This window comes from Pseudomonas sp. DCA-1, from assembly GCF_046523955.1.
Taxonomy (GTDB): domain Bacteria; phylum Pseudomonadota; class Gammaproteobacteria; order Pseudomonadales; family Pseudomonadaceae; genus Aquipseudomonas; species Aquipseudomonas putida_Y.
Map to the genome: position 1 here is coordinate 4,950,001 of NZ_CP169881.1, position 24,844 is coordinate 4,974,844.

Consider the following 24,844-nt stretch of genomic DNA (forward strand, 5'->3'; position numbering starts at 1 on the left):
ATCTACGCATTTCACCGCTACACAGGAAATTCCACCACCCTCTACCGTACTCTAGCTTGCCAGTTTTGGATGCAGTTCCCAGGTTGAGCCCGGGGCTTTCACATCCAACTTAACAAACCACCTACGCGCGCTTTACGCCCAGTAATTCCGATTAACGCTTGCACCCTCTGTATTACCGCGGCTGCTGGCACAGAGTTAGCCGGTGCTTATTCTGTCGGTAACGTCAAAACAGCAAGGTATTAGCTTACTGCCCTTCCTCCCAACTTAAAGTGCTTTACAATCCGAAGACCTTCTTCACACACGCGGCATGGCTGGATCAGGCTTTCGCCCATTGTCCAATATTCCCCACTGCTGCCTCCCGTAGGAGTCTGGACCGTGTCTCAGTTCCAGTGTGACTGATCATCCTCTCAGACCAGTTACGGATCGTCGCCTTGGTGAGCCATTACCCCACCAACTAGCTAATCCGACCTAGGCTCATCTGATAGCGCAAGGCCCGAAGGTCCCCTGCTTTCTCCCGTAGGACGTATGCGGTATTAGCGTTCCTTTCGAAACGTTGTCCCCCACTACCAGGCAGATTCCTAGGCATTACTCACCCGTCCGCCGCTGAATCAAGGAGCAAGCTCCCGTCATCCGCTCGACTTGCATGTGTTAGGCCTGCCGCCAGCGTTCAATCTGAGCCATGATCAAACTCTTCAGTTCAATACTGCTTGGGTTTTTAAGAAACCCTAAACTTGGCTCAGCAATCTCAAATGACTATGTGATTTCTCGCATGGCCACTTGTGATGCTGATAATCTTTTTGACTATCAGTCCGTACTCACAAGCACCCACACGAATTGCTTGATTCGATTTGTTAAAGAGCGTTTGGTTAAGAGCTTTTCGCCTCAACCGAGGCGCGCATTCTACGCATTCCTCAGAGCCTGTCAAGCGTTTATTTTGAAGTTTTTTGCGAGAAACTCGTTTAGCTTCAAACACTTGGCTCGCTGCGATCTCTCGTAGCGGGAGGCGAATCATACAGCACTTAGAAGCACTGTCAACCACCTTTTCAACCGCTTTCGACCATTCGATCGTAGCCCCTCCAGCTTTCGCCTTAACTACTTAACTCGTTGAATATCAAGGAGTTTTTCGTTCCGATGTCGCTGGAAGTGGGGCGCATTATAAGGGGATTCGAAAGCGCGTCAACCTTTAATTTCATTTATTTGGAATATTCCAGGTGAAGACCGTATCAAGGCCACCAGGTGCTCGCCGCAACACATTCAGCGCCTGTGAGATCGAGCGCCGCCCGCGCGGCGCATCGCGAGCTGCGCTCGCTCCTACGTTTGTTTCGGGCCAATTATGCCTGTGGGATTTGCGCGCGAACGCCTTGGCGCATGGCGCGATATCGCGTCGTACAAACAAGCGCATCGCGAGCTGTCGCTCGCTCCTACGTTTGTTTCGGGCCTATTATTTCTGGGGATTTGCGCGCGAGCGCCTTGGCGCATGGCGCGATATCGCGTCGTACAAACAAGGCGGTCGCGCGCGTCTATCACAGGCGTGACTGGCCCGAAACAAACGTAGGAGCGAGCGCAGCTCGCGATGCGCCGCGCGGGCGGCGCTCGATCTCACAGACACCAGAGAAACAAAGGCGGCCCCCCCCTCCACAGCCATTGCTATCTCAAGACAGGCCCGTGGCAGCCCCACCCCCTCTCAAACCGCCCTACCCTGCCTCCTGGCAACCCTGGGAAGAGCCCGCGCAACAGCAGGTATCCGCAACACCATCAACACAGCCCCAATAAACGCATAGATCGACCATTCCCGAAGGTCGGAACGCACGATCCACAGGAAATGCAGCAAGCCCAACCCAAGCACCGCATACACCAACCTATGCAGCTTCTTCCACCGCGCCCCCAGCCGCCGTTGGCTGTACCGGTTAGAGGTAACCGCCAACGCCAGCAAACCCAGGAAGCCCAGCGCCCCCACAATAATGTAGGGCCGCTTGCTGAGTTCCACCGCCAACTGCCCCCAATCCAGCCCAAGAATGAAAAACAGGTAAGCCAGTATGTGCAGCACTATATAAGCGAACACCCACAACCCCAGCTGCCGGCGAACCACGATCCAGCCAGACCAGCCCGTCAACTTCTGCAGAGGGGTCATGCTCAAGGTCACCAGCAAGAAGGTAAGCGCCCCGAGCCCAAGGCGGTCCATCATGATCTTCCCGGGGTCAGGCCCCAGCAGGTTCATCGCTGCTTCATATAGCCACCACATCGGAAGCAGGCAGCCTACGACGAAGATGGCCAAACGAAACCAGGGGTAACGCATCAGTAGTTCTTCCGCAGATCGAGCCCGGCATACAGCGACGCCACTTCATCAGCATAGCCATTGAACATCTGGGTCTCCCGCACGTTGGGACTGAACAGTCCGCTGGGCAAGCGACGTTCGCGCGCCTGACTCCAGCGCGGGTGGTCGACTGTAGGGTTCACATTGGCATAGAAGCCATATTCATCCGGCGCCAGCCCTTCCCAGGTAGTACCGGGCTGCTCCGCTACCAGGCTGATGCGCACAATCGACTTGATGCTCTTGAAGCCATACTTCCAAGGCACCACCAGACGCAACGGCGCGCCGTTCTGGTTGGGCAGCTCCCGGCCGTACATACCCACCGCGAGAATTGCCAACGGGTGCATCGCCTCATCCAGGCGCAACCCTTCTCTATAAGGCCAGTCGATCAAGGCGAATCCTGAGCGCTGCCCGGGCATATGCTGCGGATCGTTCAGCGTTTCGAAACGCACATAACGCGCCTTGGAAGTAGGCTCGACCTGCTTGAGCACCTGAGCCAAAGGGAACCCCAGCCACGGAATGACCATCGACCACGCCTCAACACAGCGCAGCCGATAGATCCGCTCCTCAAGCTGATAGGGTTTGACGAAGTCCTCCAGTGCATAGCGTCCGGGTTTGCCAACCTCACCATCCACCACAACAGACCACGGTTCGGTCTTCAGGCTGTCGGCATTGGCCGCCGGGTCGCCCTTGTCGGGCCCGAACTCGTAGAAGTTGTTGTAGTGAGTGGCATCCTTGAATGGCGTGATCGCCTCGTCCTTCACCGTCACCGCCTGCCAGTGCGTGGCCGCGAGCTTGTCAGTGAACCAGGCTGGTGCGACCCCAGCCTGCACATCGGCATAACGGGACACTTGCGCCGCGCCCACCCCGCCCGGTAATGCGCCTAGCGCCAAGCCAGCCAATGAGCCGCCCAGCAGGGTACGACGGGAAAGGTAAATGCCTTCGGGGGTGATCTCCGACGCCTTGCACTCGGAAGACCTGGGAAGCTTGATAAGCATGAACGGCTCCATAGCACTGAGTAACGGATGTACCAGTAAGACTATGGAGCCGTGAGGTTATTCCAGCGTTAAGTGATTTTCACACTTTGCGACGGCGTGCCTTCAGCAGGAACTGGATCGGCCCCGATGCTGCATAGGCAAGGAAGATCAACAGAAGGATACGCGGAGGGTCGCTGAACACGACGGCAAACACCAGCACCACCGCCAGGATCGCCACGAACGGCACGCGCCCCTTGAGGTCCAGCTCCTTGAAGCTGTTGTACTTGATGTTGCTGACCATCAGCATGCCAGCAGCAGCCACCAACAGCGCCACCAGGAACGACAGCTTGGAGCCCTGAATGCCATAGTCGCTGAACGCCCATACGGTGCCCGCCACCACACCGGCGGCAGCCGGGCTGGCCAGACCGATGAAGTAGCGCTTGTCGGCGGTACCGACCTGGGTATTGAAACGCGCCAGGCGCAACGCGGCACCGGCCACATAGATGAATGCAACCATCCAGCCGACCTTGCCCATGTCACCCAGCGCCCAGCCGAAGGCCAGCAAAGCCGGGGCCACGCCGAAGGCGACCATATCCGATAGCGAGTCATACTCGGCACCGAAGGCACTCTGGGTGTTGGTCATGCGCGCAACGCGGCCGTCCAGACCGTCGAGCACCATGGCCACGAAAATGGCGATAGCGGCAAAAGCGAAGTACTTGCTCGCCTCGCGCGGGTCGCCGGCACTCAGGGCGCTCTGTGCGCTCATCGAGCTGATGATGGAATAGAAACCGGCAAACAGGTTGGCGGTGGTAAACAAGTTGGGCAGCAGGTAGATGCCGCGGTGGCGCACCTTACGGCCTTCGGCGTCATGCCCTTCTTCAACGTGCTCATCGACAGGTAGCAGGCTTTCGGCGTCGGAGGGCTTGTTCGGCTCTTCGGGACGTTCGCTCATGGAGGGTACCTTGCAACAGGATGGAAAATGTTCGACACGGGCCCGCGAAACAGGTTCTGACAGCGAGCCACTGGTCTGCTTTATACCAGAAGCGGGATGCCAGAACGAAAAAACGCGGCCAAAGCCGCGTTTTTCATCTTTCGATAAGACTTAGTTCTTGGTCTTGTCGACGATTTTGTTAGCCGAGATCCACGGCATCATCGAGCGCAGCTGCTCACCGATGATTTCGATGCCGTGAGCGGCGTTGTTGCGACGCTTGGCGGTCATCGATGGGTAGTTGGTAGCACCTTCGGAGATGAACATCTTCGCGTACTCGCCGTCCTGGATGCGCTTCAGAGCATTGCGCATGGCCTTGCGGGATTCTTCGTTGATGACTTCCGGACCAGTCACGTACTCACCGTATTCGGCGTTGTTGGAGATCGAGTAGTTCATGTTGGCGATGCCGCCTTCGTACATGAGGTCTACGATCAACTTCAGCTCGTGCAGGCACTCGAAGTAGGCCATTTCCGGCGCGTAGCCAGCTTCGACCAGGGTTTCGAAACCGGCTTTGACCAGTTCGACAGTACCGCCACACAGAACAGCCTGCTCACCGAACAGGTCGGTTTCGGTTTCGTCCTTGAAGGTGGTTTCGATGATGCCGGTGCGGCCACCACCCACGCCCGAAGCGTAGGACAGCGCGACATTCTTGGCGTTGCCGGAGGCGTCCTGGTAGATAGCGATCAGGTCAGGGATGCCGCCGCCTTTGACGAACTCGGAACGAACGGTGTGGCCCGGGGCTTTCGGCGCGATCATGATCACGTCGAGGTCGGCACGCGGAACAACCTGGTTGTAGTGGATCGAGAAACCGTGCGAGAAGGCCAGGGTAGCGCCCTTCTTGATGTTCGGCTCGATTTCGTTCTTGTACAGAGTGCCCTGGAATTCGTCCGGGGTCAGGATCATGACCAGGTCAGCCGCAGCGACAGCGGTAGCAACATCAGCAACTTTCAGGCCGTGAGCTTCAGCCTTGGCAACGGTAGCCGAACCTTTACGCAGACCGACGGTAACGTCTACACCGGAATCTTTCAGGTTGCACGCCTGAGCGTGGCCCTGGGAGCCGTAACCGATGATGGCGACTTTCTTACCCTGGATGATGGAAAGGTCGCAGTCTTTATCGTAGAAAACTTTCATGAAAATACCCCTGGTTATATCTCGGCCCCTGCGGAGCCATCGCTAATTTTTAAATTTAGATGCTGAGCACTTTGTCGCCACGGGCAATGCCGGTAACGCCGCTGCGCACGGTTTCCAGAATCGATGCAGTGCCGATCGCCTGGATGAAGCTGTCCAGTTTGTCGCTGGTACCGCTCAGCTGCACGGTGTACACGCTGGCGGTCACGTCGACGATCTGGCCGCGGAAGATATCCGTGGTGCGCTTGATCTCGGCGCGCTGGGCACCGGTGGCCTTGACCTTGACCAGCATCAGTTCACGCTCGATGTGAGCGCTTTCCGACAGGTCGACAAGCTTGACCACTTCGACCAGCTTGTTCAGGTTCTTGGTGATCTGTTCGATCACTTCGTCATGGCCAACGGTGGTCAGCGTCAGACGCGACAGGGTCGGATCTTCGGTCGGCGCTACAGTCAGGCTTTCAATGTTGTAGTTGCGCTGGGAGAACAGGCCGACCACACGGGACAACGCACCTGGTTCGTTTTCCAGCAGCAGGGAAATGATGTGCCGCATATCAGGTACGCTCCGTCTTGCTCAGCCACATGTCACGCATCGAGCCATCCTTGATCTGCATCGGATAGACGTGCTCACTGCGGTCAACCGCGATGTCGATGAACACCAGACGGTCCTTCATCGCAAACGCTTCTTCCAGCTTCGGCTTGAGGTCTTTCAGGCTGGTAATGCGGATACCCACATGGCCATAGGCCTCGGCCAGCTTGATGAAGTCAGGCAGCGACTCGACGTATGAGTGCGAATGGCGACCGTTGTAGGCCATGTCCTGCCATTGGCGGACCATGCCCAACACACCGTTGTTCAGGTTGACGATCTTCACCGGCAGGCCGTATTGCATGCAGGTGGACAGCTCCTGGATGTTCATCTGGATACTGCCTTCGCCGGTCACACAGGCCACGTCCTGATCCGGGAAGTTGAGCTTGATGCCCATCGCCGCCGGGAAGCCGAAGCCCATGGTGCCCAGGCCACCGGAGTTGATCCAGCGGTTTGGCTTGTTGAAGCGGTAGTACTGCGCGGCAAACATCTGGTGTTGGCCCACGTCGGAAGTGACGAAGGCATCGCCATTGGTCACTTCGCACAGTGTCTCGATGACTTTTTGCGGTTTGATGACGTTGCCATCGCCCTTGTCGTAAGGGAACAACTCGCCATTGCCACGCCATTCGTCAATCTGCTTCCACCAGGCATCCAGCGCCGCCTTGTCAGGCTGCTCGCCGATTTCCTTGAGGATGCCGAGCATTTCGCTGAGCACGCTGTCGACCGGGCCGACGATCGGCACGTCGGCCTTGATCATCTTCGAGATCGACGCCGGGTCGATGTCGATGTGGATGATCTTGGCATTCGGGCAGAACTTGGCCGGGCCGTTTACAACGCGGTCGTCGAAACGCGCACCGACGGCAAAGATGACGTCGGCATTGTGCATGGCCATGTTGGCGGTGTAGCTGCCATGCATGCCAAGCATGCCGAGGAACTGGCGGTCGGTACCCGGGAAGCCACCCAGCCCCATCAGGGTATTGGTGACCGGCAGGTTCAGCGACTTGGCGATTTCAGTCAGGGCTTCGGAGCCACCGCCGAGGATCACACCGCCACCGGAGTAGACAACCGGGCGCTTGGCAGCCAGAAGCATCTCGGCAGCCTTGCGGATCTGCCCGGAGTGACCGCGGACCGCCGGGCTGTAGGAGCGCAGCTTGACCTTTTTCGGGTAGACGTATTCAAACTTTTCAGCCGGGTTGGTCATATCTTTTGGAATGTCGACCACGACTGGACCTGGGCGACCGGATTGCGCCAGATAAAAAGCTTTTTTCAGAATTTCAGGGATCTCGGTCGGGTTCTTGATCATGAAGCTGTGCTTCACGATCGGCCGCGAGATACCGATCATGTCGGTTTCCTGGAAGGCATCGGTGCCCACCATGGTGCTAGGCACCTGGCCGGACAGGATGACCATCGGAATCGAGTCCATGTAGGCGGTGGCAATGCCGGTAATGGCATTGGTCGCGCCAGGACCGGAGGTTACCAGTACCACACCGGCCTTGCCGGTGGCACGAGCGTAGCCGTCCGCCATATGGGTTGCCGCCTGCTCATGACGAACCAGGATGTGTTCCACTTCCGGTTCTTTGAACAGTGCGTCGTAAACATGCAGGAGAGCACCACCAGGGTACCCGTAGATGTGCTTAACGCCTTCGTCACGCAAGAAGCGGACGACCATCTCAGCGCCAGATAAAAGCTCCACGTTGTTCACCTCTAAAACGCCAGAATACCGCCCTCACTGGACGGGTCTTAATAGGTTTACTGCCAAGCAGAGCATGAGCGAACGTCAGCACTGACTGAGCAAGTATTGGGAGATCCCCAGAGTGTTGCGGGGGTTTCCCACCCAGCGCGAGGTAACGCGTTGCGGGGTGTAACAGGTCGGCGCGGGTGTGCACCTCATGATCTGCTTAGCGGGTCTGCTTCTGGCAGTCCCTCTACAGCGGAAGTTGGATTCTTGTGATTCGGCGCCAACAAGTCAAGAAAAATTATTGCCAATTTTTCCCCAAGATGAATTCCTGCCACCACTAAAAATCGCTTCAGCAGCAGAATTAAGAAGATTTCCAATAAAAAGGGCCACAATCTGCGGCCCTAGAAGGAAAAACTGAAGAAATCAGGCGGAAGGAGCGATCAATTGATCAAAAGCTGCCAACAGGCGCCGTAGCTCACGACTTTGCTCCGGCCGGTCGGTAAACACGGTTTCGGCCATGACAAGGATGCTCGATGCATTGGGCAACGGGTGGCCCAGCTCGATGATGATCTTCATGCGGGGCAGGAAGATCCATTGCAGCCACTGCTCAAAACTGAGGGTATCCACGGCGAACGGGACCGTACTGGCCAGCGCCTCGTCGCTTGGCGGCTCGTCATCCCACCAGCCTTGCACCTGCAGTTCACGCTCGATCAATAGCAGGTGGTCGGCAATATCCAGAATGCGCTGCTCGATCATCACGAGTTGACCCGCGCCTTTTGCCGGGCCAGCGCAGCGCCAGCGCTGTCACCCTGCTTTTCACGCGCCTGGGCGATCGTGTTCCATAGCTCGGCCTGCAGGCTTGGGCGGCCGTTGGCGTAGGTCAGAGCGCGACGCGCCAACTGCTCGGCCTGCGCTGCATCACCTTGCGAGAGGCGCACCTGGGCCAGGCGATACAGCACCTGCGGCTCACGCGGAGCAATACGCTGGGCACGCTCCAGGCTCGAGGCGGCACCGTTGAAGTCGCCACTGCCCTGCTGCGTCTGCGCAGTGGTCAGCAATGCCAGCACCGGGCCGTCCAGTTGCTCGTCGGCCGACAGACCACCGGCGGCAGCGCTGCGCGGAATACCGGTGGGCGCACTGGCGCTTTGCGGGGTGTTGTTCATCGCGGCAATGTCGAAGGGTTCATCGGCAATCGGGTTGGGATTGGTGGTCATCGGTGCCGAACTGACAGGGCCTGGAGTGATGGGCCCTGGAGTGATCGGCGCTGCGCCATTGTTCGCCGGGAACGTCTGGATGCCCGAAGCACCTGCGCCCTGCGGGATCATCACGGTGACGCCGGAATCCTCCGGCAGCGTCTGCGCCTGGGCGGTGCCGGTGTTATAGCCACCCGCCGAGCGGTTGGCCGTCACGCGCTCGCTGTTGGACACGCGGGTGCTCGAATCGACCACCGGAATATTGCCACGCGGGACGCTGGAGCACCCCTGGAGCACAGCCAACGCCGTCACGGCAGGAAACAGCCACTTGTTCACGTCACACCTCATCAATGCAGCCTGTGCTTAATTCATCCAGCCCTTGACCCAGTCCATTACCGATTCGACTGGATCCTGCTCGCCGCCACAGGTTGCGCCGGCCGGCGGCTCACTCCCGCGAATATACGGCATCTGCACCGCTCCCGGACAGCTGGCATCAGACCCATGGCCAGTGTACGGGTCGATCCAGGCCTGCACCACGTTGTCCGGTTGCGGCATATCCAGTGGCAGCGGGTCGGCCTTCTTCATGAAACTGGTCCACACCTGCAAGGCTCCGGTGGCGCCGGTAAACGGTGTCTTGCCGTTATCGTCACGGCCCATCCACACCACGGCCAGCAGATCCTGACTGAAGCCGGAGAACCAGCTGTCACGCGAGTCGTTACTGGTACCGGTCTTGCCCGCCAAGGTCAGCGAGCGTGGCAAGGTGTTGTACACCGAGCGCCCGGTACCTTCGCGCATTACGCGCTGCATGGCGTTCTGCACCAGGTAGATGGCACCCGGGTCGAAGGTTTGCTGGATCTGGAACGGGTAGCGCTTGAGCGGCTCGCCCTCGGCGGTGAGCACGCTGCGGATACCGCGCATCGGCGTGTTGAAGCCACCGTTGGCGATGGTCTGATACATGGTTGCCACCTGCATCGGTGACATGCCACCAGCGCCCAGCAACATGGCCGGGAACGCTGGCCAGTCAACATTTACCCCCAACCGACCAATGGTCTTGATCACGTTCGGCACGCCCACTTCCAGGCCGAGCTTGGCGGTCGACAGGTTGTACGAGTTGGCCAGCCCCTGGTACAGGTAGATAGTGCCGTGCGGGCGACGGTCATAGTTTTGCGGGCGCCAGACTTGGCCGTCAGCCCCCTTGACCGAAAATGGCTCATCCTGCACCCAACTGGTCAGGGTGTATTTGCTCGGCTGCTCCAGCGCAGTCAGGTATACCGACGGCTTGACCAGCGAGCCGATCGGCCGCACGGCATCGATGGCCCGGTTGAAGCCGGCGAAGCCTGCCTGGCGGCTACCGATCAGCGCCTGTACTTCACCGGTCTCAGGGTTGGTCACGACCATTGCCGCTTCCACCTCGTCAGCCCCCTTGCGGCCCGACAGGCGCTTGAAGGTCTCTCTCATCGAGGTTTCGGCCTTCATCTGAAGGATCGGGTCGAAGCTGGTAAAGATGCGCAGGCCTTCTTCGGTCAAGTCTTCGTCGCGGTAGTCCTGACGTAGCTGTCGCTTGACCAGGTCAAGGAAGGCCGGGAACGAGCTGTCGGCCAGGCTGCCACGCTTGGTTACGCCCAGCGGCATTTTCTTCGCCGCATCGACTTCTGCCTGGCTGGCCACGCCCTGCTCGGCCACCAGGTCGAGCACCAGGTTGCGGCGCGCCAGGGCGCGCTCGGGGTGACGCCGCGGGTTGTAATAGGACGGCCCTTTGACCATGCCCACCAGCAGGGCGATCTGATGCAGTTTCAGCTCGGACAACGGCTGGCTGAAGAAAAACTGGCTAGCCAGGCCAAAGCCGTGCACGGCGCGTTGACCGTCTTGACCGACGAACACCTCATTGAGGTAGGCCTCAAGGATTTCGCGCTTGTCGTAATGCAGTTCGAGCAGTATCGCCATCATCGCCTCGGTCAGCTTGCGGCTGAGGCTGCGCTCGCTGCTGAGGTAGAAGTTCTTCACCAACTGCTGGGTCAGGGTACTGCCACCCTGGCGCATGGAACCGGACGAAGTATTGACCCACATGGCCCGGGCGATGGACTTGGGCGACACGCCGTAGTGGCTGTAGAAGTCGCGGTCTTCCGTGGCCACCAGGGTTTCGAGCAGATACTTGGGGACCTGATCGATCTTGATCAGGATGCGGTCTTCAAGGTTTTTCGGGTAGATGCCGCCGATCATCAGCGGCTCCAGGCGCACCACGTCAAGCGCCTTGCCGTTGGCGCCGGAAAGGCCCGCAACGTAGTCGCCAGAGAAGCGCACGCGGACGAACTGCGCCGGCTCCATGCCCTCGTAGAACTGGAAGCCACGGGTATTGAGGTCGACGGTATTGCCGTTGACGGACGCAGCGCCGGGGCCGTTAGCCGCGCTCTCGCGACGGTAGCCGAGGGCATCGAGCTCGGTGAGGAAGTCGCTCTTGCTCAACTTCTGGCCGGTGAACAGCTCCAGCGGCCGGGCATACACTTTGGCCGGGATGGTCCAGCGCTTGCCGGAGAACTTTTCCTGGACGACGGCATCGAGGTAAACCGCGAAGCCGGCGACTATCACCAGGCCTACCAGGCTGAGCTTCAAAGCCCAGCCCAGCCAGGCGCGGGAGCGGCCGGTCGGGCGTTTCTGAGGGGTACGGGAATTTCGGGTTCGGGTCATGGCGGCGGATTATACGCACTTTATAAAGGCTGGGCAGACGGCCCGGCGGTAGGCAGGGACGGCACCATTGACCATAATGGCGCATTCGAATTCCCTTGCCCCGGAAGGATTTGCCGTGAGCCAAGCTCTTATTACTGCGTTGCAGAACCCTGCCCTGTACCCTCACCCCGTGGATGGGTTTCAGCTCATCGAGACGCATATCTCCTGGGTCCTGCTCACTGGCGAGTACGCCTACAAGGTCAAGAAACCGATGAATTTCGGCTTCCTGGACTTCACCGGGCTGGACCAGCGCCGGCATTTCTGTAACGAAGAGTTGCGCCTGAACCAGCGCCTGACCGAAGGCCTGTATCTGGAAGTGCTGCCGATCACCGGTAGCGTCGACGCACCGCAGATAGGTGGCGAAGGTGAAGCCATCGAGTACGTGCTGAAGATGCGCCAGTTCCCTCAGGGCCAGATGCTCAACACCCTGCAGGCCAATGGCGAGCTGAACGCCACGCACATCGACCAGATGGCCCGGCAGATTGCCGAGTTTCACCTGCAGGCCCCACGTGTGCCGATGGAGCACCCGCTGGGCACGCCAGACAGCGTGATGGCCCCGGTGGAGCAGAACTTCGAGCAAATCCGCCCATTCCTCAGCGACAAAGCCGATCTGCAGCAACTCGACGCCCTGCAGGCCTGGGCCCGCAGCAGCTTCGAGCGCCTGCACGGCCTGCTGGAAAAGCGCAAGGCCAATGGCTTCATCCGTGAGTGCCACGGTGACATCCACCTGGGCAACGCCACCTTGATCGATGGCAAGGTAGTGATCTTCGATTGCATCGAGTTCAACGAGCCTTTCCGACTGACCGACGTCTACGCCGACACCGCCTTCCTGGCCATGGACCTGGAAGACCGAGGCCTGAAATGCCTGGCCCGGCGCTTCATCAGCCAGTACCTGGAACTGACGGGGGACTATGAAGGCCTGGAACTGCTCAACTTCTACAAGGCCTACCGTGCGCTGGTGCGGGCCAAGGTCGCACTGTTCAGCATGCCGGCCGATGCTGATGGCGTGCAACGTGCCACCACCCTGCGCACCTACCGCAATTACGCCAACCTGGCCGAAAGCTACAGTGCCATCCCGTCGCGGCTGCTGGCCATCACCCATGGCGTTTCGGCGGTGGGCAAAAGTCACGTGGCCATGCGCCTGGTCGAGGCCTTGGGTGCTGTGCGCGTGCGTTCGGACGTGGAGCGCAAGCGCCTGTTCGGCGAACAACAACAGGCCGACGCCGGCCAACTGAGCACGGGCATCTATGACCAGGACGCCAGCGCTGCGACCTACCTGCGCCTGCACGAGATAGCTGCGACCGTGCTGCGCGCCGGCTTCCCGGTGGTGCTGGACGCCACCTACCTCAAGCATGAGCAGCGCCAGGCTGCGGCAGACGTTGCCAGCCAGACCGGAGTGCCGTTCCTCATCCTTGACTGCCACGCGCCAGAGGCGGTCATCGCCAGTTGGCTGGCGCAGCGCCAGGCCGAAAACAGCGACCCGTCGGATGCCACGCTGGAGGTGATCAAGGCCCAGCAGGCAGGCCGTGAGGCGCTGGATGCGCAGGAGCTGGTGCACAGCACACGCGTCGATACCCAAACTGCCGGCAGCATGGACCAGGTGATCGAGCAGATTCGCCAGCGATTGCCTGGCCTGTAAGTTCATCATCTTCCTGTGCCTGCCGGCAAAAGGGCAGGCACAGGCCGCTCATCATCCGATGGCAAAAAGCCGCGTATTCCCGAACCCCCGCTACACTCCTCTCTGACCCTGCTCGCGATTTATCCCCCATTCCCGTTCAGCCATCGCAAGGAGGCTCGATGAACGATGAATTGCAGCATCTGAAGAACCTTGGCAAGACTTCTGCGCAGTGGCTGCATGCAGCCGGCATCCACAGTGCATCGGATTTGCGCCGCCTGGGCGCGGTGGGTGCGTACCAGGCCGTGAAAACACGAGGGTTCCGTGCATCGAAGGTGCTGTTGTATGCCATTGAAGGCGCCCTGCTGGACATGCACTGGAACGATTTGCCGCTCGAACGCAAGGAAGCACTCAACCAACAATTGGACGCGAAAAAACCTACGCAGAAAAACCAAAATAATCAGGGTAAAGGGATTGACGGCTAAATGAGAATTGTTATGATTATCGCAACTGGTCGCGAGACTGGTTGGATAAGCTAAGAGACCTTGGTTCGGACTCTCAGATTATCTCCTCATCAGGCTAATCACGGTTATTGACCCGGCAATTTGCCGGGTCTTTTTTTGCCTGTGCTTTTCAAGGATCAACGCCGCAACTGCGCACAATAATCCTGCTCCGGCATCGCTGCCGTGTACCACACATAATCAGCCTCGCCAGGCTCGATTCGCTCGCCTACCTCAGCCAGCAGCAATACCTTGCTCTCCCCCGATGCCTCTAGGTCAGCCAGATGCAAGGGTATGCCCAAGTCCTTGCGCACGTGGTAAGCCCCGGCAAACAACAGTGCCGGTTGCGGCGCCGCCTGCAAACGCTCGGCCATGCGCCGGTCGCGCTGCTGCTGAACGGCCAGCATCGCCGGTAACTGGCTTTCCGGCAGCATCCCGCAATGCCCGGCGCGCACCTGTTCCAGCAAGGCAGCCTTTACCGCGGGTGCATTGGACTTTTCGCCCTGCACCGGAGCCGGTTGTCGATAGGCCTGACGCATCTCGGCGGGCGAAAGGTTGGCTGCCAGCAACGTCACCCGATGCTGCAAGGCGTCGGTGACAATCGGCCCGTACAACTGCCAATCCCAGCCCTCCTGCCAGGCCAGCGCCTTGGGCAAGTCTTCCGGCAAAGGCTGCCCAACCAGCTTGTCCACCCGTGACTGCTGTTCGGGCTGCAGCATTTCCAGCAACAGGCTGCCCTGAGTACGCTGGCTTTGAAGAGCGCGCAGCAGCCATAGCTGCAGCGCGTGATGGTCAGGGTTGTCGTGCTTCTCGCCGACAAGCACGCGGGGGGCGACAGCCAGGCGATGCACCAGCTTTTCGGGGCTTATGACCTGCTCATTGGACAGATCGACAATCTTACCCAGCTCGGCGTGGGTGCGACCTTCGCTACTCTGCCAGGCGGGCAACGGCGGCAGGCTGGCCTGACAACCGCCCAGCGCCAGTACCAGGCACAGCGAGAAACCAGACAGCAGCGGGTGTCGCATCGGCAGTTACTCCATGTCATCCACAATTTGAATGGCCTTCCCCGAGGGGGGCGGATCTGTCGCGAGACAAGGCCGCTTCCACACAGGCCGTGCATGGCTTGAGAATCAACGGGTGATGATCAGCGGATGCCCGCGCTCGGGGTGCGCTTGCACCAGTACGTCGATACCGTACACCGCCTTCAGTGCCGCCGGGGTCAGTACCGCTTCGGGTGTGGCAAACGCGTGGCAACGCCCCTGCTCCAGCAACAGGATACGATCACAGTAACGCGCCGCCAGGTTCAGGTCATGCAGGATCACCAACACTGCAGCACCGCAGTCGGCGAAGCGACGTACGGCTTCCAGGGTGGTGTGCTGATGCAGCGGGTCGAGCATCGAGGTCGGTTCGTCGAGCAGCAACGTGGCCCCCTCCTCGCCCGGCCATAGCTGCGCCAGCACGCGGGCCAGGTGCACCCGTTGCCGCTCGCCACCGGAAAGCGCCAGGTAACTGCGCTCCACCAAGTGCCAGGCGTCTGTCGCCTGCAACGCCGCCTCGACAATTTCCGCATCACGCCGCTGCCCTGTGCCATGAGGCATGCGCCCCATACCCACCACTTCCTCGACCCGAAACGAGAAACTCAGGCTGGACACCTGTGGCAACACTGCCAGGCGCCTTGCCCGTTCCTGCCCAGCCCAATCGGCCAGTGGGCGGCCCTGCAGCGTCACCCGCCCGCGGTCAGGCGCCAGTTCACCACACAGCACACTCAGCAGGCTGCTCTTGCCGGCGCCGTTGGGGCCGAGCACACCCACTACCTGCCCCGGAGGCAACTGCAGGTGAATGTCGTGCAGCACCTCATTGCTACCCCTGCGCAGATACAGGCCCTCTACTTGCAACATCAGCCGCGTCCTCGCATCAGCAGGAACAGGAAGAACGGCGCACCAATGAAGGCCGTGACGATACCAATCGGCAGCTCGGCAGGCGCCAACAGCAGCCGCGCCGCAAGGTCGGCGAACAACATCAGCACACCGCCGGCCAGCAGCGAGGCTGGCAGCACCACACGGTGATCGGGGCCGGCCAGCAGGCGTACCAGGTGCGGCACTACCAGGCCGATGAAGCCGATCAACCCGGCTGCAGCCACTGCCGCCCCAACCCCCAGTGCCGTGCAGAACACCAGCTCACGCTTGAGCCGCTCCACGTCAACGCCCAGGTGACGCGCCTCAGACTCACCCAACAACAGGGCATTCAGCGCCTTGGCCCGGCGCGGCAACCACACCGCAACCCCTGTCGCCACCAGCAACAATGGCCACAGTCGCTCATAGCTGGCGCCATTGAGGCTGCCAAGGTTCCAGAATGTCAGCGTGCGCAAGGTGGCATCATCGGCCAGGTAAGAGAACAGCCCCACGGCCGCGCCACCCAGCGCGGTCATGGCCACGCCAGCCAGCAGCATCGTGGCAACGTTGGTCTGGCCATCGCGGCGCCCCAGGCGGTAGACCAGCGCAGTTACCCCAAGCCCGCCGACAAAAGCGCAGAACGACAGCAGATAAGGCGCGAAAGCATCCGGCATGCCGCCAAGCCAGGCGCCGCCAACAATGGCAACCGCAGCCCCCACTGCGGCACCGGCGGCAACACCTACCAGCCCGGGGTCGGCCAGCGGGTTGCGGAACAGCCCCTGCATGGCCACCCCGGACAGAGCCAGCACCGCGCCCACCGCCAAGCCCAACAGAGTGCGCGGCAGGCGGATCTGGCCAAGGATCATCTCGGCCTGCTGCAGGCCATCTTCGGAAACAGGCAGCCCCAGCAGACGCAGGCCAGCGCGCAGCGTATCGAACATCGGCAGGCTGACTGGCCCCAACGCCAGTGACAGCCAGATCGCCAACAGGCACAACAGGCTCAGGCTAATGAACAACGTACGTGGCTGGACCCGCTGTTTCATTGCGCGAAGCTGGCCTGAGCAAGGGGGTAGAAGGTGGCTGCCAGCGACTGCAAGGTCGCCGGTAGCCGAGGCCCAAGCCCGCCGACCAACAGCGTCGGGTCCAGTGAGACCAGGCGTTTCTCACGCACGGCCCGCGAGGCCGCCAGTGCGGGGTTTTCTTTCAACAGCGCCTGCAACGCCTGCCCATCGGCCAGCGCCCGGTCGGAAAACACGATCACATCCGGGTCAAGCGCCGCCAAGGCTTCGTTGGAGAAGTTCTTGTAACCTTGGTGCGCGGCCAGGTTACGCCCACCCGCCTGGCTCAGCAGCCAGTCACCGGCAGTGCCTTGCCCGGCGATCAGCGGCTTGGCCCCGGCATGGCCGACCAGCAGCAACACCCCAGGAGCCTGCTGCCCGGCCTGGGCCAGCTTGACGTTGGCATGCAACGCATCGAGCCGCTGGCGGTAGTCCGCTGCAAGCGTGGACGCTTGCTGCTCTGCGCCGAGCAACTTCCCCAGGTGCCTGAGGTTTTCATCTACCGCCGGCAGCTCGGCCTTGCTGGAGAACAACTCAACCCGCACGCCGGCCTTGCGGATTTGCGCCAGTACCGGTGGCGGGCCCATTTCCTCGGTGCCCACCAGCACATCCGGGCGCAGGCTGAGAATACCTTCGGCCGACAGCTGTCGCTGATAACCCACACTGGGCAACGATTTCAACGAGGCAGGGTGCTGGCTGGTAGTGTCCACACCGACCAGGCGCGCTTCACCCCCCAATGCGGTTATCCACTCGCTCAAGGCGCCACCCGCGCTGACCCAGCGTTGCGGCAGCTCGGCTGCCAAGGCTTGGGTAGAGAGCACAAGGCTTGCACACAAAGCGAGGAAAGCAGTTGGACGGCGCATCATCGGGTTCCTTCTGAAGACGGCTACACGCCTTGTGGCGAGCGGCGGAACTGCGCACCATAGACAGCCAGGCGCAGCGAACGCGATCAATTTGATAATTATTCGCATTGAAGCGTCAAGCCAACATATGTTCCACGAGCCATCCTTGCCATGCACTTCCTTTGTACATCCCTCGGCCTGGCCGAGGGCCAAAGCCGCGCCTTCAGCGTAGACGGCCTCGAATTGTTCGGCGTACGCCGCCAAGGCCAGGTGTACCTGTACCGCAACCGCTGCCCGCACCGGGACATCCCGCTGAACTGGGCAGAGGACGCGTTTCTGGATGACAGCGCCAGCCTCATCCACTGCGCCCATCACGGTGCGCTGTTCCTGATAGAAAGCGGCGAATGCGTGGCGGGGCCCTGCGAGGGTGAGCAGCTGCAGCCCCTGGGCTGCCACGAAGACAGCCTGGGCATCTGGTTCAAGGGGTAAGCAACACCGGCAAGCGGCGATCGATAACGATACCCTCGGCGTCCAGGCGGGTGCCATAGGCCAGCACCTCCACCCCGTCCGCTACTGCAGCGCGCAGCGCCTGGGCGTAGGCCATATCGATTTCCTCGGCCGGGCGCACAGCGTCGATACCGGTCAGGTTCACGCAATACAGCTGCACGGCCCGCACGCCCTGCCGGGCCAGCGTTGCCAGCTCGCGCAGGTGTTTCGCACCGCGCTGAGTCACCGCATCAGGGAAGGCCGCAACTGCAGTGTCGGGGTAGCCCAGCGTCACACTCTTGACCTCGACATAGGTCGGAGCACCCTCGAACTCCAGCCGAAAGTCGATACGGCTGCCTTCCTCGCCATAGGCCACTTCGCGCTTGAGTGCAGTGAAACCAGCCAGTTCAGTGATAGTGCCGGCGCGCAGGGCCTCTTCGACCAATGCATTGGCCCGCCCGGTATTCACGCAGGCCAACCGCCCCTGGGGGGTTTCGCTGATTTCCCAGGTCCCTGGCAGCTTGCGCCTGGGGTCGTTGGAGCGGCTGAACCACACCTGCCCACCTTCACGCATGCAGTTGAGCATGGAGCCGGTATTCGGGCAGTGGATAGTCATCTGCTCGCCGCTGGCCAGTTCGATATCGGCCAGAAAGCGCTTGTAGCGACGCAGCAGGCGGCCCTGCTCGAGTGACGGAGAGAAACGCATCAGCCTTGCCAGCTCCGCAGGCCACGGGCAATACGCTGCACCGCTTCTTCCAGGCGCGGCAGGCTCTGGGTATAAGCGAAGCGCACATGGTGCCCGGCCAGGTGGCGACCAAAGTCCAGGCCCGGCGTGAACGCCACGTGCTCGGTTTCCAGGAAATGTCGGCAGAATGCGAATGCGTCACCGCCAAAAGCGCTGATATCGGCATATAGGTAGAACGCGCCTTGCGGCTCGACGGCAATGCGGAAACCCAGTTCACGCAGGGCAGGCAGCAGGTAGTCGCGACGGCGGGCGAACTCGGCGCGGCGCTCTTCGAAAATGGCCAGCGCCTCGGGCTGGAAACAGGCCAGCGCGGCATGCTGGGCCATGCTCGGCGCGCTGATGTACAGGTTCTGCGCCAGTTTCTCCAGGTCGGCCACCGCACCGGGCGGGGCCACCAGCCAGCCAAGGCGCCAACCGGTCATGCCGAAATACTTGGAAAAACTATTCAGGACAAAGGCCGAGTCGTCGACTTCCAGCACGCTTGGCGCGTCCATGCCATAGGTGAGGCCGTGGTAGATCTCGTCCACCACCAGATGACCATGCCGCTCATGGGTGGATTTGGCCAGGCAGGCCAACGCTTCGCGCCCCAGCACGGTTCCAGTCGGGTTAGCCGGCGAAGCGACCAGAGCGCCGACGGTGTCCTTGTCCCAGTAGCGCTCAACCAGTTCGGCAGTCAGTTGGTAGTTAACGTCCGGGCCCACCGGTACCAATTGGGCCCCGCCCTCGACCAGGCGCAGGAAGTGGCGATTGCACGGGTAACCCGGATCGGCCAGCAGCCAGTGCTTGCCCGGGTCCACCAGCAGGCTGCTGGCCAGCAGCAGCGCGCCGGAGCCACCCGGGGTAACAAGGATGCGCTGCGGGTCGATATTCAGGCCATAGCGCTGCCCATAAAAGCCGGCAATTGCCTCACGCAGTGCCGGCAGACCGCGTGCGGCGGTATAGCGAGTGTGCCCGGCGGCCAGCGCGGCCTGGCCGGCAGCGACGATGGGTGCGGCCGTGGTGAAGTCCGGCTCGCCGATTTCCAGGTGGATCACGTCGTGCCCGGCCGCCTGCAGCTCGTTGGCCCGGGCCAGCAGCGCCATGACGTGGAAAGGTTCGATGGCGCGGCTGCGCGCACTGTAGGGTTGGGCCATGACCTTCTCTCAATTGGGTCTAAACTGGAGATTCTACCTCTGCACACCACCGAACGTACCGCTCAGGCCAGTGTCAATTAGCAGGATCGGGCGGGGTAGCGCACCCCCGATCTATCTGGTAAGTTCGGCGGCTCGCAGTCGCAGGGCCGGCGGTCGCCGGAGATGGAGCATCCTGCGCATTGGATCAGATGAGTGAGAGGCGGTCTATTCATGTCCACCCTAGAAAAGCAAAAAGCCAACCAGAATCTTTATGGGGTTGCACCCTATCAGGAGACCAAGGGTGAGGAGTACATGGGTGAGCCCATGCGCAAGCACTTCACCAAGATCCTCACTGGCTGGAAGCAAGAGCTGATGGTCGGCGTCGACAAGACCGTTGACCATATGAAAGAAGAGGCAGCCAACTTCGCAGATCCCGCAGACCGGGCATCCCAGGAAGAGGAATTCGCCCTCGAACTGCGCAACCGCGACCGCGAGCGCAAGCTGATCAAGAAAATCGATAAAACCCTGCAGAAGATTCAGGACGAAGAGTACGGCTGGTGCGAGTCGTGCGGCATCGAGATCGGCTTGCGCCGCCTGGAAGCCCGCCCAACCGCCGACCTGTGCTTCGACTGCAAGGAAATTGCCGAGAAAAAGGAAAAAACGGTCGGCAAAGGCTGATCTTTCTTCCACCTGAACGGGGCGCATCATGCGCCCCGTTTCATTTATATGCCCAGCCTGACCATGACCGACTCCAGCTACATCGGGCGCTTCGCCCCCACCCCCAGCGGCTTCCTGCACTTCGGCTCGCTGGTCGCCGCCCTCGCCTCCTGGCTCGATGCCCGCGCCGTCAACGGCCGCTGGCTGCTGCGCATGGAAGACACCGATCCGCCCCGGGAAATGCCCGGCGCCCGCGATGCCATCCTCCAGACGCTGGAACGTTACGGCCTGCACTGGGATGGCGAGGTGGTATTCCAGAGCCAGCGCCACGATGCCTATGCTGCCGTGGTAGACCGCCTGTTCAACATGGGCCTGGCGTACGCTTGCACCTGCTCGCGCAAGCAACTGGAAAGCTACAACGGCATTTACCCGGGCTTTTGCCGTAACGCCGGGCATGCCCGTGAAGGGGCGGCCATCCGCCTGCGGGTGCCGGAGCTGATCTACCGTTTTACCGATCGTGTGCAGGGTGAATACCAGCAACACCTGGGGCGTGAGGTGGGCGATTTCGTCATCCAGCGTCGTGACGGGTTGTACGCCTACCAGTTGGCCGTGGTGCTGGACGATGCCTGGCAGGGTGTTACCGACATCGTGCGTGGCGCCGACCTGCTCGACAATACCCCGCGCCAGCTGTACCTGCAGGAACTGCTGGGCTTCTCACAGCCGCGTTACCTGCATATTCCGCTGATCGTGCAGCCAGATGGGCACAAGCTGGGCAAGTCGTACCGTTCCCCGCCACTGCAGGCGGAGCATGCTACTCCCCTGCTACTGCGGGCACTGCGGGCGCTGGGGCAGGAGACGGATCCGGAACTGCTGTTGGCGACGCCAGCAGAGGTGCTGGCAGTCGCGCGCACGCAGTGGCGGCCAGAAGCGATCGCGCAGCGGACCACGGTGCCGGAGGCTGATTTGCGCTGAACCTTTACCAGCCTTTTCGCGGGCGCGCCCGCCCCCACAGGAACCACGCCGCCTTCAAGGCCTGTGGTCTACCTGTGGGAGCGGGCATGCCCGCGAAAGGGCCGGCACAGGTAAAGCCCCCCTAAAAACAAAAGCCCAGTAAATTCAAACCCTTGGCGAACGCTGTGGATTCCCGCTAGCATCCCCCCTGCCATTTGCGCCAATAATAAGTTCAAGCCCGCAGCGCCCAACCATCGAGGCCAGCATGTACATCTATCGTTTGGTCCTGCTTCTGGTCGTGGGGATCTACCTGTTCTCCCCGGCCATCATGGACTGGTGGATCGAACCGACCGGAGCCTGGTACCGCCCCTACCTGCTCTGGCTGATCCTGATCGTCGTCACCTTCATCCTGCAGAGCCAACGAGATGCCGATGAGCTTTAGCCTGACCCAGATGATCCTGATCAGCGCCGGGTACCTCATGGTGCTGTTCGGCGTGGCCTGGATCAGCGAGCGCGGGCTGATCCCGCGTTCGATCATTCGCCACCCACTTACCTACACCCTTTCGCTGGGCGTTTACGCCAGTGCCTGGGCCTTCTATGGCTCGGTTGGCCTGGCCTACCAGTATGGCTACGGCTTCCTTGCCTGTTACCTGGGGGTGTCTGGCGCATTCCTGCTGGCGCCGGTGCTGCTCTACCCGATCCTCAAGATCACCCGCACCTATCAGCTGTCATCGCTGGCCGACCTGCTGGCCTTCCGCTTCCGCAGCACGTGGGCCGGGGCCTTGACCACCATCATCATGCTGATTGGCGTGCTGCCGTTGCTGGCCCTGCAGATCCAGGCGGTGGCCGACTCGATCAGCATCCTTACCGGTGAGCCGGTCAAGGCCCGGGTGGCCTTTGCCTTTTGCACGCTGATCATTCTGTTCACCATCTTCTTCGGCTCGCGGCACATCGCCACGCGCGAAAAGCATGAGGGGTTGGTTTTCGCCATCGCCTTCGAGTCGGTGATCAAGCTGCTGGCCCTGGGCGGTATTGGCCTGTATGCCTTGTATGGCGTATTCGGCGGCCCGCACGAGCTGGAAGTCTGGCTGTTGCAGAACCAGACCGCCCTCGCCGCCCTGCACACCCCCCTGCAGGAAGGCCCATGGCGCACCCTGCTGCTGGTGTTCTTTGCATCGGCCATCGTCATGCCGCACATGTACCACATGGCCTTTACCGAAAACCTCAACCCGCGCTCGCTGGTCAGCGCCAGCTGGGGCCTGCCGCTGTTCCTGCTGCTGATGAGCCTTGCCGTGCCGCTGGTGCTGTGGGCCGGCCTGCGCCTGGGCGCCAGCACCAACCCCGAGTACTTCACCCTGGGTCTGGGCATCGCCGCCAACAACCAGGCATTGGCACTGCTGGCCTACATTGGCGGCCTGTCGGCAGCCAGCGGCCTGATCATCGTAACCACCCTGGCGCTGTCGGGCATGGCCCTGAACCACCTGGTGCTGCCGCTTTACCAGCCCCCGGCCGAAGGCAACATCTACCGGTGGCTGAAGTGGACCCGCCGTGCACTAATCGTCGCCATCATCACCGCCGGGTTCATGTTCTACCTGAGCCAGAACTACCACCAGAGCCTGGCCAACCTGGGCATCGTTGCGTTCGTCGCCACCTTGCAGTTCCTGCCTGGGGTGCTGTCGGTGCTCTACTGGCCAACCGCCAACCGCCGCGGTTTCATCGCCGGGCTGCTGGCCGGCACCCTGGTGTGGATGGTGACCATGCTGCTGCCGCTTCTCGGCAATTTGCAGGGCTTCTACATCCCGCTGCTGGACATGATCTATGTGCTGGACGATACCAGCTGGCACATGGCAGCCATCGCCTCGCTGGCGGCCAACGTGCTGCTGTTCACCCTGATCTCACTGTTCACCAACGCCAGTACCGAAGAGGTCAGCGCGGCCGAAGCCTGTGCCGTGGATAACGTGCGCCGCCCGCAGCGCCGCGAGCTGCACGCCGCCTCGCCGCAGGAATTTGCCACCCAACTGGCCAAGCCGCTGGGCGCCAAGGCCGCGCAAAAGGAAGTCGAGCAAGCACTGCGCGACCTCTACCTGCCGTTCGACGAACGCCGCCCCTATGCCCTGCGCCGCCTGCGCGACCGCATCGAAGCCAACCTGTCCGGCCTGATGGGGCCGAGCGTGGCCCAGGACATGGTCGAGACTTTCCTGCCGTACAAGTCCGGTAACGAAAACTACGTAACCGAAGACATCCACTTCATCGAAAGCCGCCTGGAGGACTACCACTCGCGCCTGACCGGGCTGGCCGCCGAACTCGATGCCCTGCGCCGCTACCATCGCCAGACCCTGCAGGAGTTGCCCATGGGCGTCTGCTCACTGGCCAAGGACCAGGAAATCCTGATGTGGAACAAGGCCATGGAAGAGCTCACCGGCATTGCCGCCAAGCATGTGGTCGGCTCGCGCCTGGTCACCATCGACGAGCCTTGGCGCGGCCTGCTGCAAGGCTTCATCAACGTGCCCGACGAGCATCTGCACAAGCAGCGCCTGGCACTGGATGGCCAGCCGCGCTGGCTGAACCTGCACAAGGCAGCCATCGACGAGCCACTGGCCCCCGGTAACAGCGGGTTGGTACTGCTGGTGGAAGACCTTACCGAAACCCAGGCACTGGAAGACAAGCTGGTGCACTCCGAGCGCCTGGCCAGCATCGGCCGCCTGGCCGCCGGCGTGGCCCACGAGATCGGTAACCCGATCACCGGCATCGCCTGCCTGGCGCAAAACCTGCGCGAGGAACGCGAAGACGATGGCGAAATCATCGAGTTGTCCAGCCAGATCCTTGACCAGACCAAGCGCGTATCGCGCATCGTCCAGTCGCTGATGAGCTTTGCCCATGCCGGCGGCAGCCACCAGAACAGCGAGGAGCCCGTGTGCCTGGCCGAAGTGGCACAAGATGCCATCGGTCTGCTGGCGTTGAACCGGCGCAATTTCGAAGTACAGTTCTTCAACCTTTGCGACCCGGACCATTGGGCTGAAGGCGACCCGCAGCGCCTGGCCCAGGTGCTGATCAACCTGCTCTCCAACGCCCGCGACGCCTCGCCGCCCGGCAGCGCCGTACGCGTGCGCAGCGAGGTTAGCGAGCACACCGTCGACCTGATCGTCGAAGACGAAGGCAGCGGGATTCCGAAGAACATCATGGACCGCCTGTTCGAGCCCTTCTTCACCACCAAGGACCCGGGCGAAGGAACCGGACTGGGGCTCGCTCTGGTCTATTCCATCGTGGAAGAGCATTATGGGCAAATCACCATCGACAGCCCGGCCGATATCGAACGGCAACGAGGCACCCGGATCCGCGTGACCCTGCCCCGGCATGTCGTAGCGACGTCCCCTGAAATTCGAGACCGTCGAGAGAATTGAATC

22 protein-coding genes and 1 rRNA gene (1 of these 23 cut by a window edge) are annotated in these 24,844 nt (G+C 61.3%); 7 read left to right on the plus strand and 16 right to left on the minus strand.

The annotated features are described in order from the left end of the window. The 10 genes from ACE4QZ_RS23335 to mrcB form a co-directional block, all read right to left on the minus strand. A 16S ribosomal RNA gene (locus ACE4QZ_RS23335) occupies window positions 1-699 on the minus strand (it extends 838 nt beyond the left edge of the window). A 985-nt stretch (window positions 700-1,684) separates the two neighbouring features. Next, a complete protein-coding gene (msrQ, locus tag ACE4QZ_RS23340; RefSeq protein ID WP_392520041.1) occupies window positions 1,685-2,296 on the minus strand; it encodes a protein-methionine-sulfoxide reductase heme-binding subunit MsrQ in 612 nt (203 codons plus the stop codon). Beyond that, window positions 2,296-3,309, minus strand: a complete 1,014-nt coding sequence (msrP, locus tag ACE4QZ_RS23345; RefSeq protein WP_028697592.1) for a protein-methionine-sulfoxide reductase catalytic subunit MsrP — start codon at window positions 3,307-3,309, stop codon at window positions 2,296-2,298. Before msrP ends, msrQ begins: the two co-directional genes overlap by 1 nt. Before the next feature lie 79 nt (window positions 3,310-3,388). Continuing rightward, window positions 3,389-4,240 carry a CDP-diacylglycerol--serine O-phosphatidyltransferase gene (gene pssA, locus ACE4QZ_RS23350; protein WP_021784770.1) on the minus strand — a complete coding sequence of 284 codons (852 nt, stop codon included), beginning with the start codon at window positions 4,238-4,240 and terminating at the stop codon, window positions 3,389-3,391. A 150-nt stretch (window positions 4,241-4,390) separates the two neighbouring features. Continuing rightward, window positions 4,391-5,407 (minus strand): ketol-acid reductoisomerase, encoded by a 1,017-nt coding sequence (ilvC, locus tag ACE4QZ_RS23355; RefSeq protein WP_021784771.1) that lies wholly within the window; start codon window positions 5,405-5,407, stop codon window positions 4,391-4,393. 55 nt (window positions 5,408-5,462) lie between these two features. Further along, complete coding sequence (ilvN, locus tag ACE4QZ_RS23360; RefSeq protein ID WP_003250040.1) at window positions 5,463-5,954, minus strand: acetolactate synthase small subunit; 492 nt, start codon at window positions 5,952-5,954, stop codon at window positions 5,463-5,465. Window position 5,955: 1 nt separating this feature from the next. After that, window positions 5,956-7,680: an acetolactate synthase 3 large subunit gene (locus ACE4QZ_RS23365; protein WP_028697593.1), complete on the minus strand. Its 1,725-nt coding sequence runs from the start codon at window positions 7,678-7,680 to the stop codon at window positions 5,956-5,958. A gap of 408 nt (window positions 7,681-8,088) precedes the next feature. Next, window positions 8,089-8,421 (minus strand): YqcC family protein, encoded by a 333-nt coding sequence (locus tag ACE4QZ_RS23370; protein ID WP_019099850.1) that lies wholly within the window; start codon window positions 8,419-8,421, stop codon window positions 8,089-8,091. After that, window positions 8,421-9,206 (minus strand): tetratricopeptide repeat protein, encoded by a 786-nt coding sequence (locus tag ACE4QZ_RS23375; RefSeq protein ID WP_021784774.1) that lies wholly within the window; start codon window positions 9,204-9,206, stop codon window positions 8,421-8,423. Before ACE4QZ_RS23375 ends, ACE4QZ_RS23370 begins: the two co-directional genes overlap by 1 nt. Before the next feature lie 15 nt (window positions 9,207-9,221). Beyond that, complete coding sequence (gene mrcB / locus ACE4QZ_RS23380) at window positions 9,222-11,543, minus strand: penicillin-binding protein 1B (protein WP_021784775.1); 2,322 nt, start codon at window positions 11,541-11,543, stop codon at window positions 9,222-9,224. Window positions 11,544-11,658: 115 nt separating this feature from the next. Here mrcB and ACE4QZ_RS23385 point away from each other — a divergent pair, with 115 nt between their 5' ends. Continuing rightward, window positions 11,659-13,221, plus strand: a complete 1,563-nt coding sequence (locus ACE4QZ_RS23385) for a bifunctional aminoglycoside phosphotransferase/ATP-binding protein (RefSeq protein WP_028697595.1) — start codon at window positions 11,659-11,661, stop codon at window positions 13,219-13,221. Window positions 13,222-13,379: 158 nt separating this feature from the next. Next, window positions 13,380-13,682 (plus strand): TfoX/Sxy family protein, encoded by a 303-nt coding sequence (locus ACE4QZ_RS23390; RefSeq protein ID WP_021784777.1) that lies wholly within the window; start codon window positions 13,380-13,382, stop codon window positions 13,680-13,682. Window positions 13,683-13,837: 155 nt separating this feature from the next. Here the strand turns inward: ACE4QZ_RS23390 and ACE4QZ_RS23395 are convergent, their stop codons facing one another. The 4 genes from ACE4QZ_RS23395 to ACE4QZ_RS23410 all read right to left on the minus strand — a co-directional run bounded on the left by ACE4QZ_RS23395 (window position 13,838) and on the right by ACE4QZ_RS23410 (window position 17,513). After that, on the minus strand, window positions 13,838-14,722 hold the full coding sequence (locus ACE4QZ_RS23395) for a ChaN family lipoprotein (protein WP_274102050.1): 885 nt from the start codon (window positions 14,720-14,722) through the stop codon (window positions 13,838-13,840). 105 nt (window positions 14,723-14,827) lie between these two features. Continuing rightward, entirely contained in the window at window positions 14,828-15,595 is a 768-nt protein-coding gene (locus ACE4QZ_RS23400) for a heme ABC transporter ATP-binding protein (RefSeq protein ID WP_084850158.1), read from the minus strand. Next, window positions 15,595-16,578: a FecCD family ABC transporter permease gene (locus tag ACE4QZ_RS23405; RefSeq protein WP_172402780.1), complete on the minus strand. Its 984-nt coding sequence runs from the start codon at window positions 16,576-16,578 to the stop codon at window positions 15,595-15,597. The genes ACE4QZ_RS23400 and ACE4QZ_RS23405 overlap by 1 nt, the downstream gene beginning before the upstream one ends. A gap of 50 nt (window positions 16,579-16,628) precedes the next feature. Further along, window positions 16,629-17,513, minus strand: a complete 885-nt coding sequence (locus tag ACE4QZ_RS23410) for a hemin ABC transporter substrate-binding protein (RefSeq protein ID WP_392522044.1) — start codon at window positions 17,511-17,513, stop codon at window positions 16,629-16,631. A 147-nt stretch (window positions 17,514-17,660) separates the two neighbouring features. Here ACE4QZ_RS23410 and ACE4QZ_RS23415 point away from each other — a divergent pair, with 147 nt between their 5' ends. After that, window positions 17,661-17,978 carry a Rieske (2Fe-2S) protein gene (locus tag ACE4QZ_RS23415; RefSeq protein WP_028697598.1) on the plus strand — a complete coding sequence of 106 codons (318 nt, stop codon included), beginning with the start codon at window positions 17,661-17,663 and terminating at the stop codon, window positions 17,976-17,978. Here ACE4QZ_RS23415 and sfsA read toward each other — a convergent pair. Further along, window positions 17,968-18,681: a DNA/RNA nuclease SfsA gene (gene sfsA, locus ACE4QZ_RS23420; RefSeq protein ID WP_410480200.1), complete on the minus strand. Its 714-nt coding sequence runs from the start codon at window positions 18,679-18,681 to the stop codon at window positions 17,968-17,970. The genes ACE4QZ_RS23415 and sfsA overlap by 11 nt on opposite strands. After that, window positions 18,681-19,853 carry a pyridoxal phosphate-dependent aminotransferase gene (locus tag ACE4QZ_RS23425; protein WP_021784784.1) on the minus strand — a complete coding sequence of 391 codons (1,173 nt, stop codon included), beginning with the start codon at window positions 19,851-19,853 and terminating at the stop codon, window positions 18,681-18,683. The genes sfsA and ACE4QZ_RS23425 overlap by 1 nt, the downstream gene beginning before the upstream one ends. Window positions 19,854-20,063: 210 nt before the next feature. Here ACE4QZ_RS23425 and dksA point away from each other — a divergent pair, with 210 nt between their 5' ends. From dksA to ACE4QZ_RS23445, 4 genes are all read left to right on the plus strand, one after another. Further along, window positions 20,064-20,510: an RNA polymerase-binding protein DksA gene (gene dksA, locus ACE4QZ_RS23430; RefSeq protein ID WP_003250009.1), complete on the plus strand. Its 447-nt coding sequence runs from the start codon at window positions 20,064-20,066 to the stop codon at window positions 20,508-20,510. A 63-nt stretch (window positions 20,511-20,573) separates the two neighbouring features. Continuing rightward, window positions 20,574-21,461 carry a tRNA glutamyl-Q(34) synthetase GluQRS gene (gene gluQRS, locus ACE4QZ_RS23435; RefSeq protein WP_033730627.1) on the plus strand — a complete coding sequence of 296 codons (888 nt, stop codon included), beginning with the start codon at window positions 20,574-20,576 and terminating at the stop codon, window positions 21,459-21,461. A 244-nt stretch (window positions 21,462-21,705) separates the two neighbouring features. Further along, window positions 21,706-21,882, plus strand: coding sequence for a hypothetical protein (locus ACE4QZ_RS23440; RefSeq protein ID WP_003250005.1), 177 nt, complete (start codon window positions 21,706-21,708; stop codon window positions 21,880-21,882). Next, a complete protein-coding gene (locus ACE4QZ_RS23445) occupies window positions 21,866-24,841 on the plus strand; it encodes a sensor histidine kinase (RefSeq protein WP_021784785.1) in 2,976 nt (991 codons plus the stop codon). Before ACE4QZ_RS23440 ends, ACE4QZ_RS23445 begins: the two co-directional genes overlap by 17 nt. Window positions 24,842-24,844 lie beyond the last annotated feature (3 nt).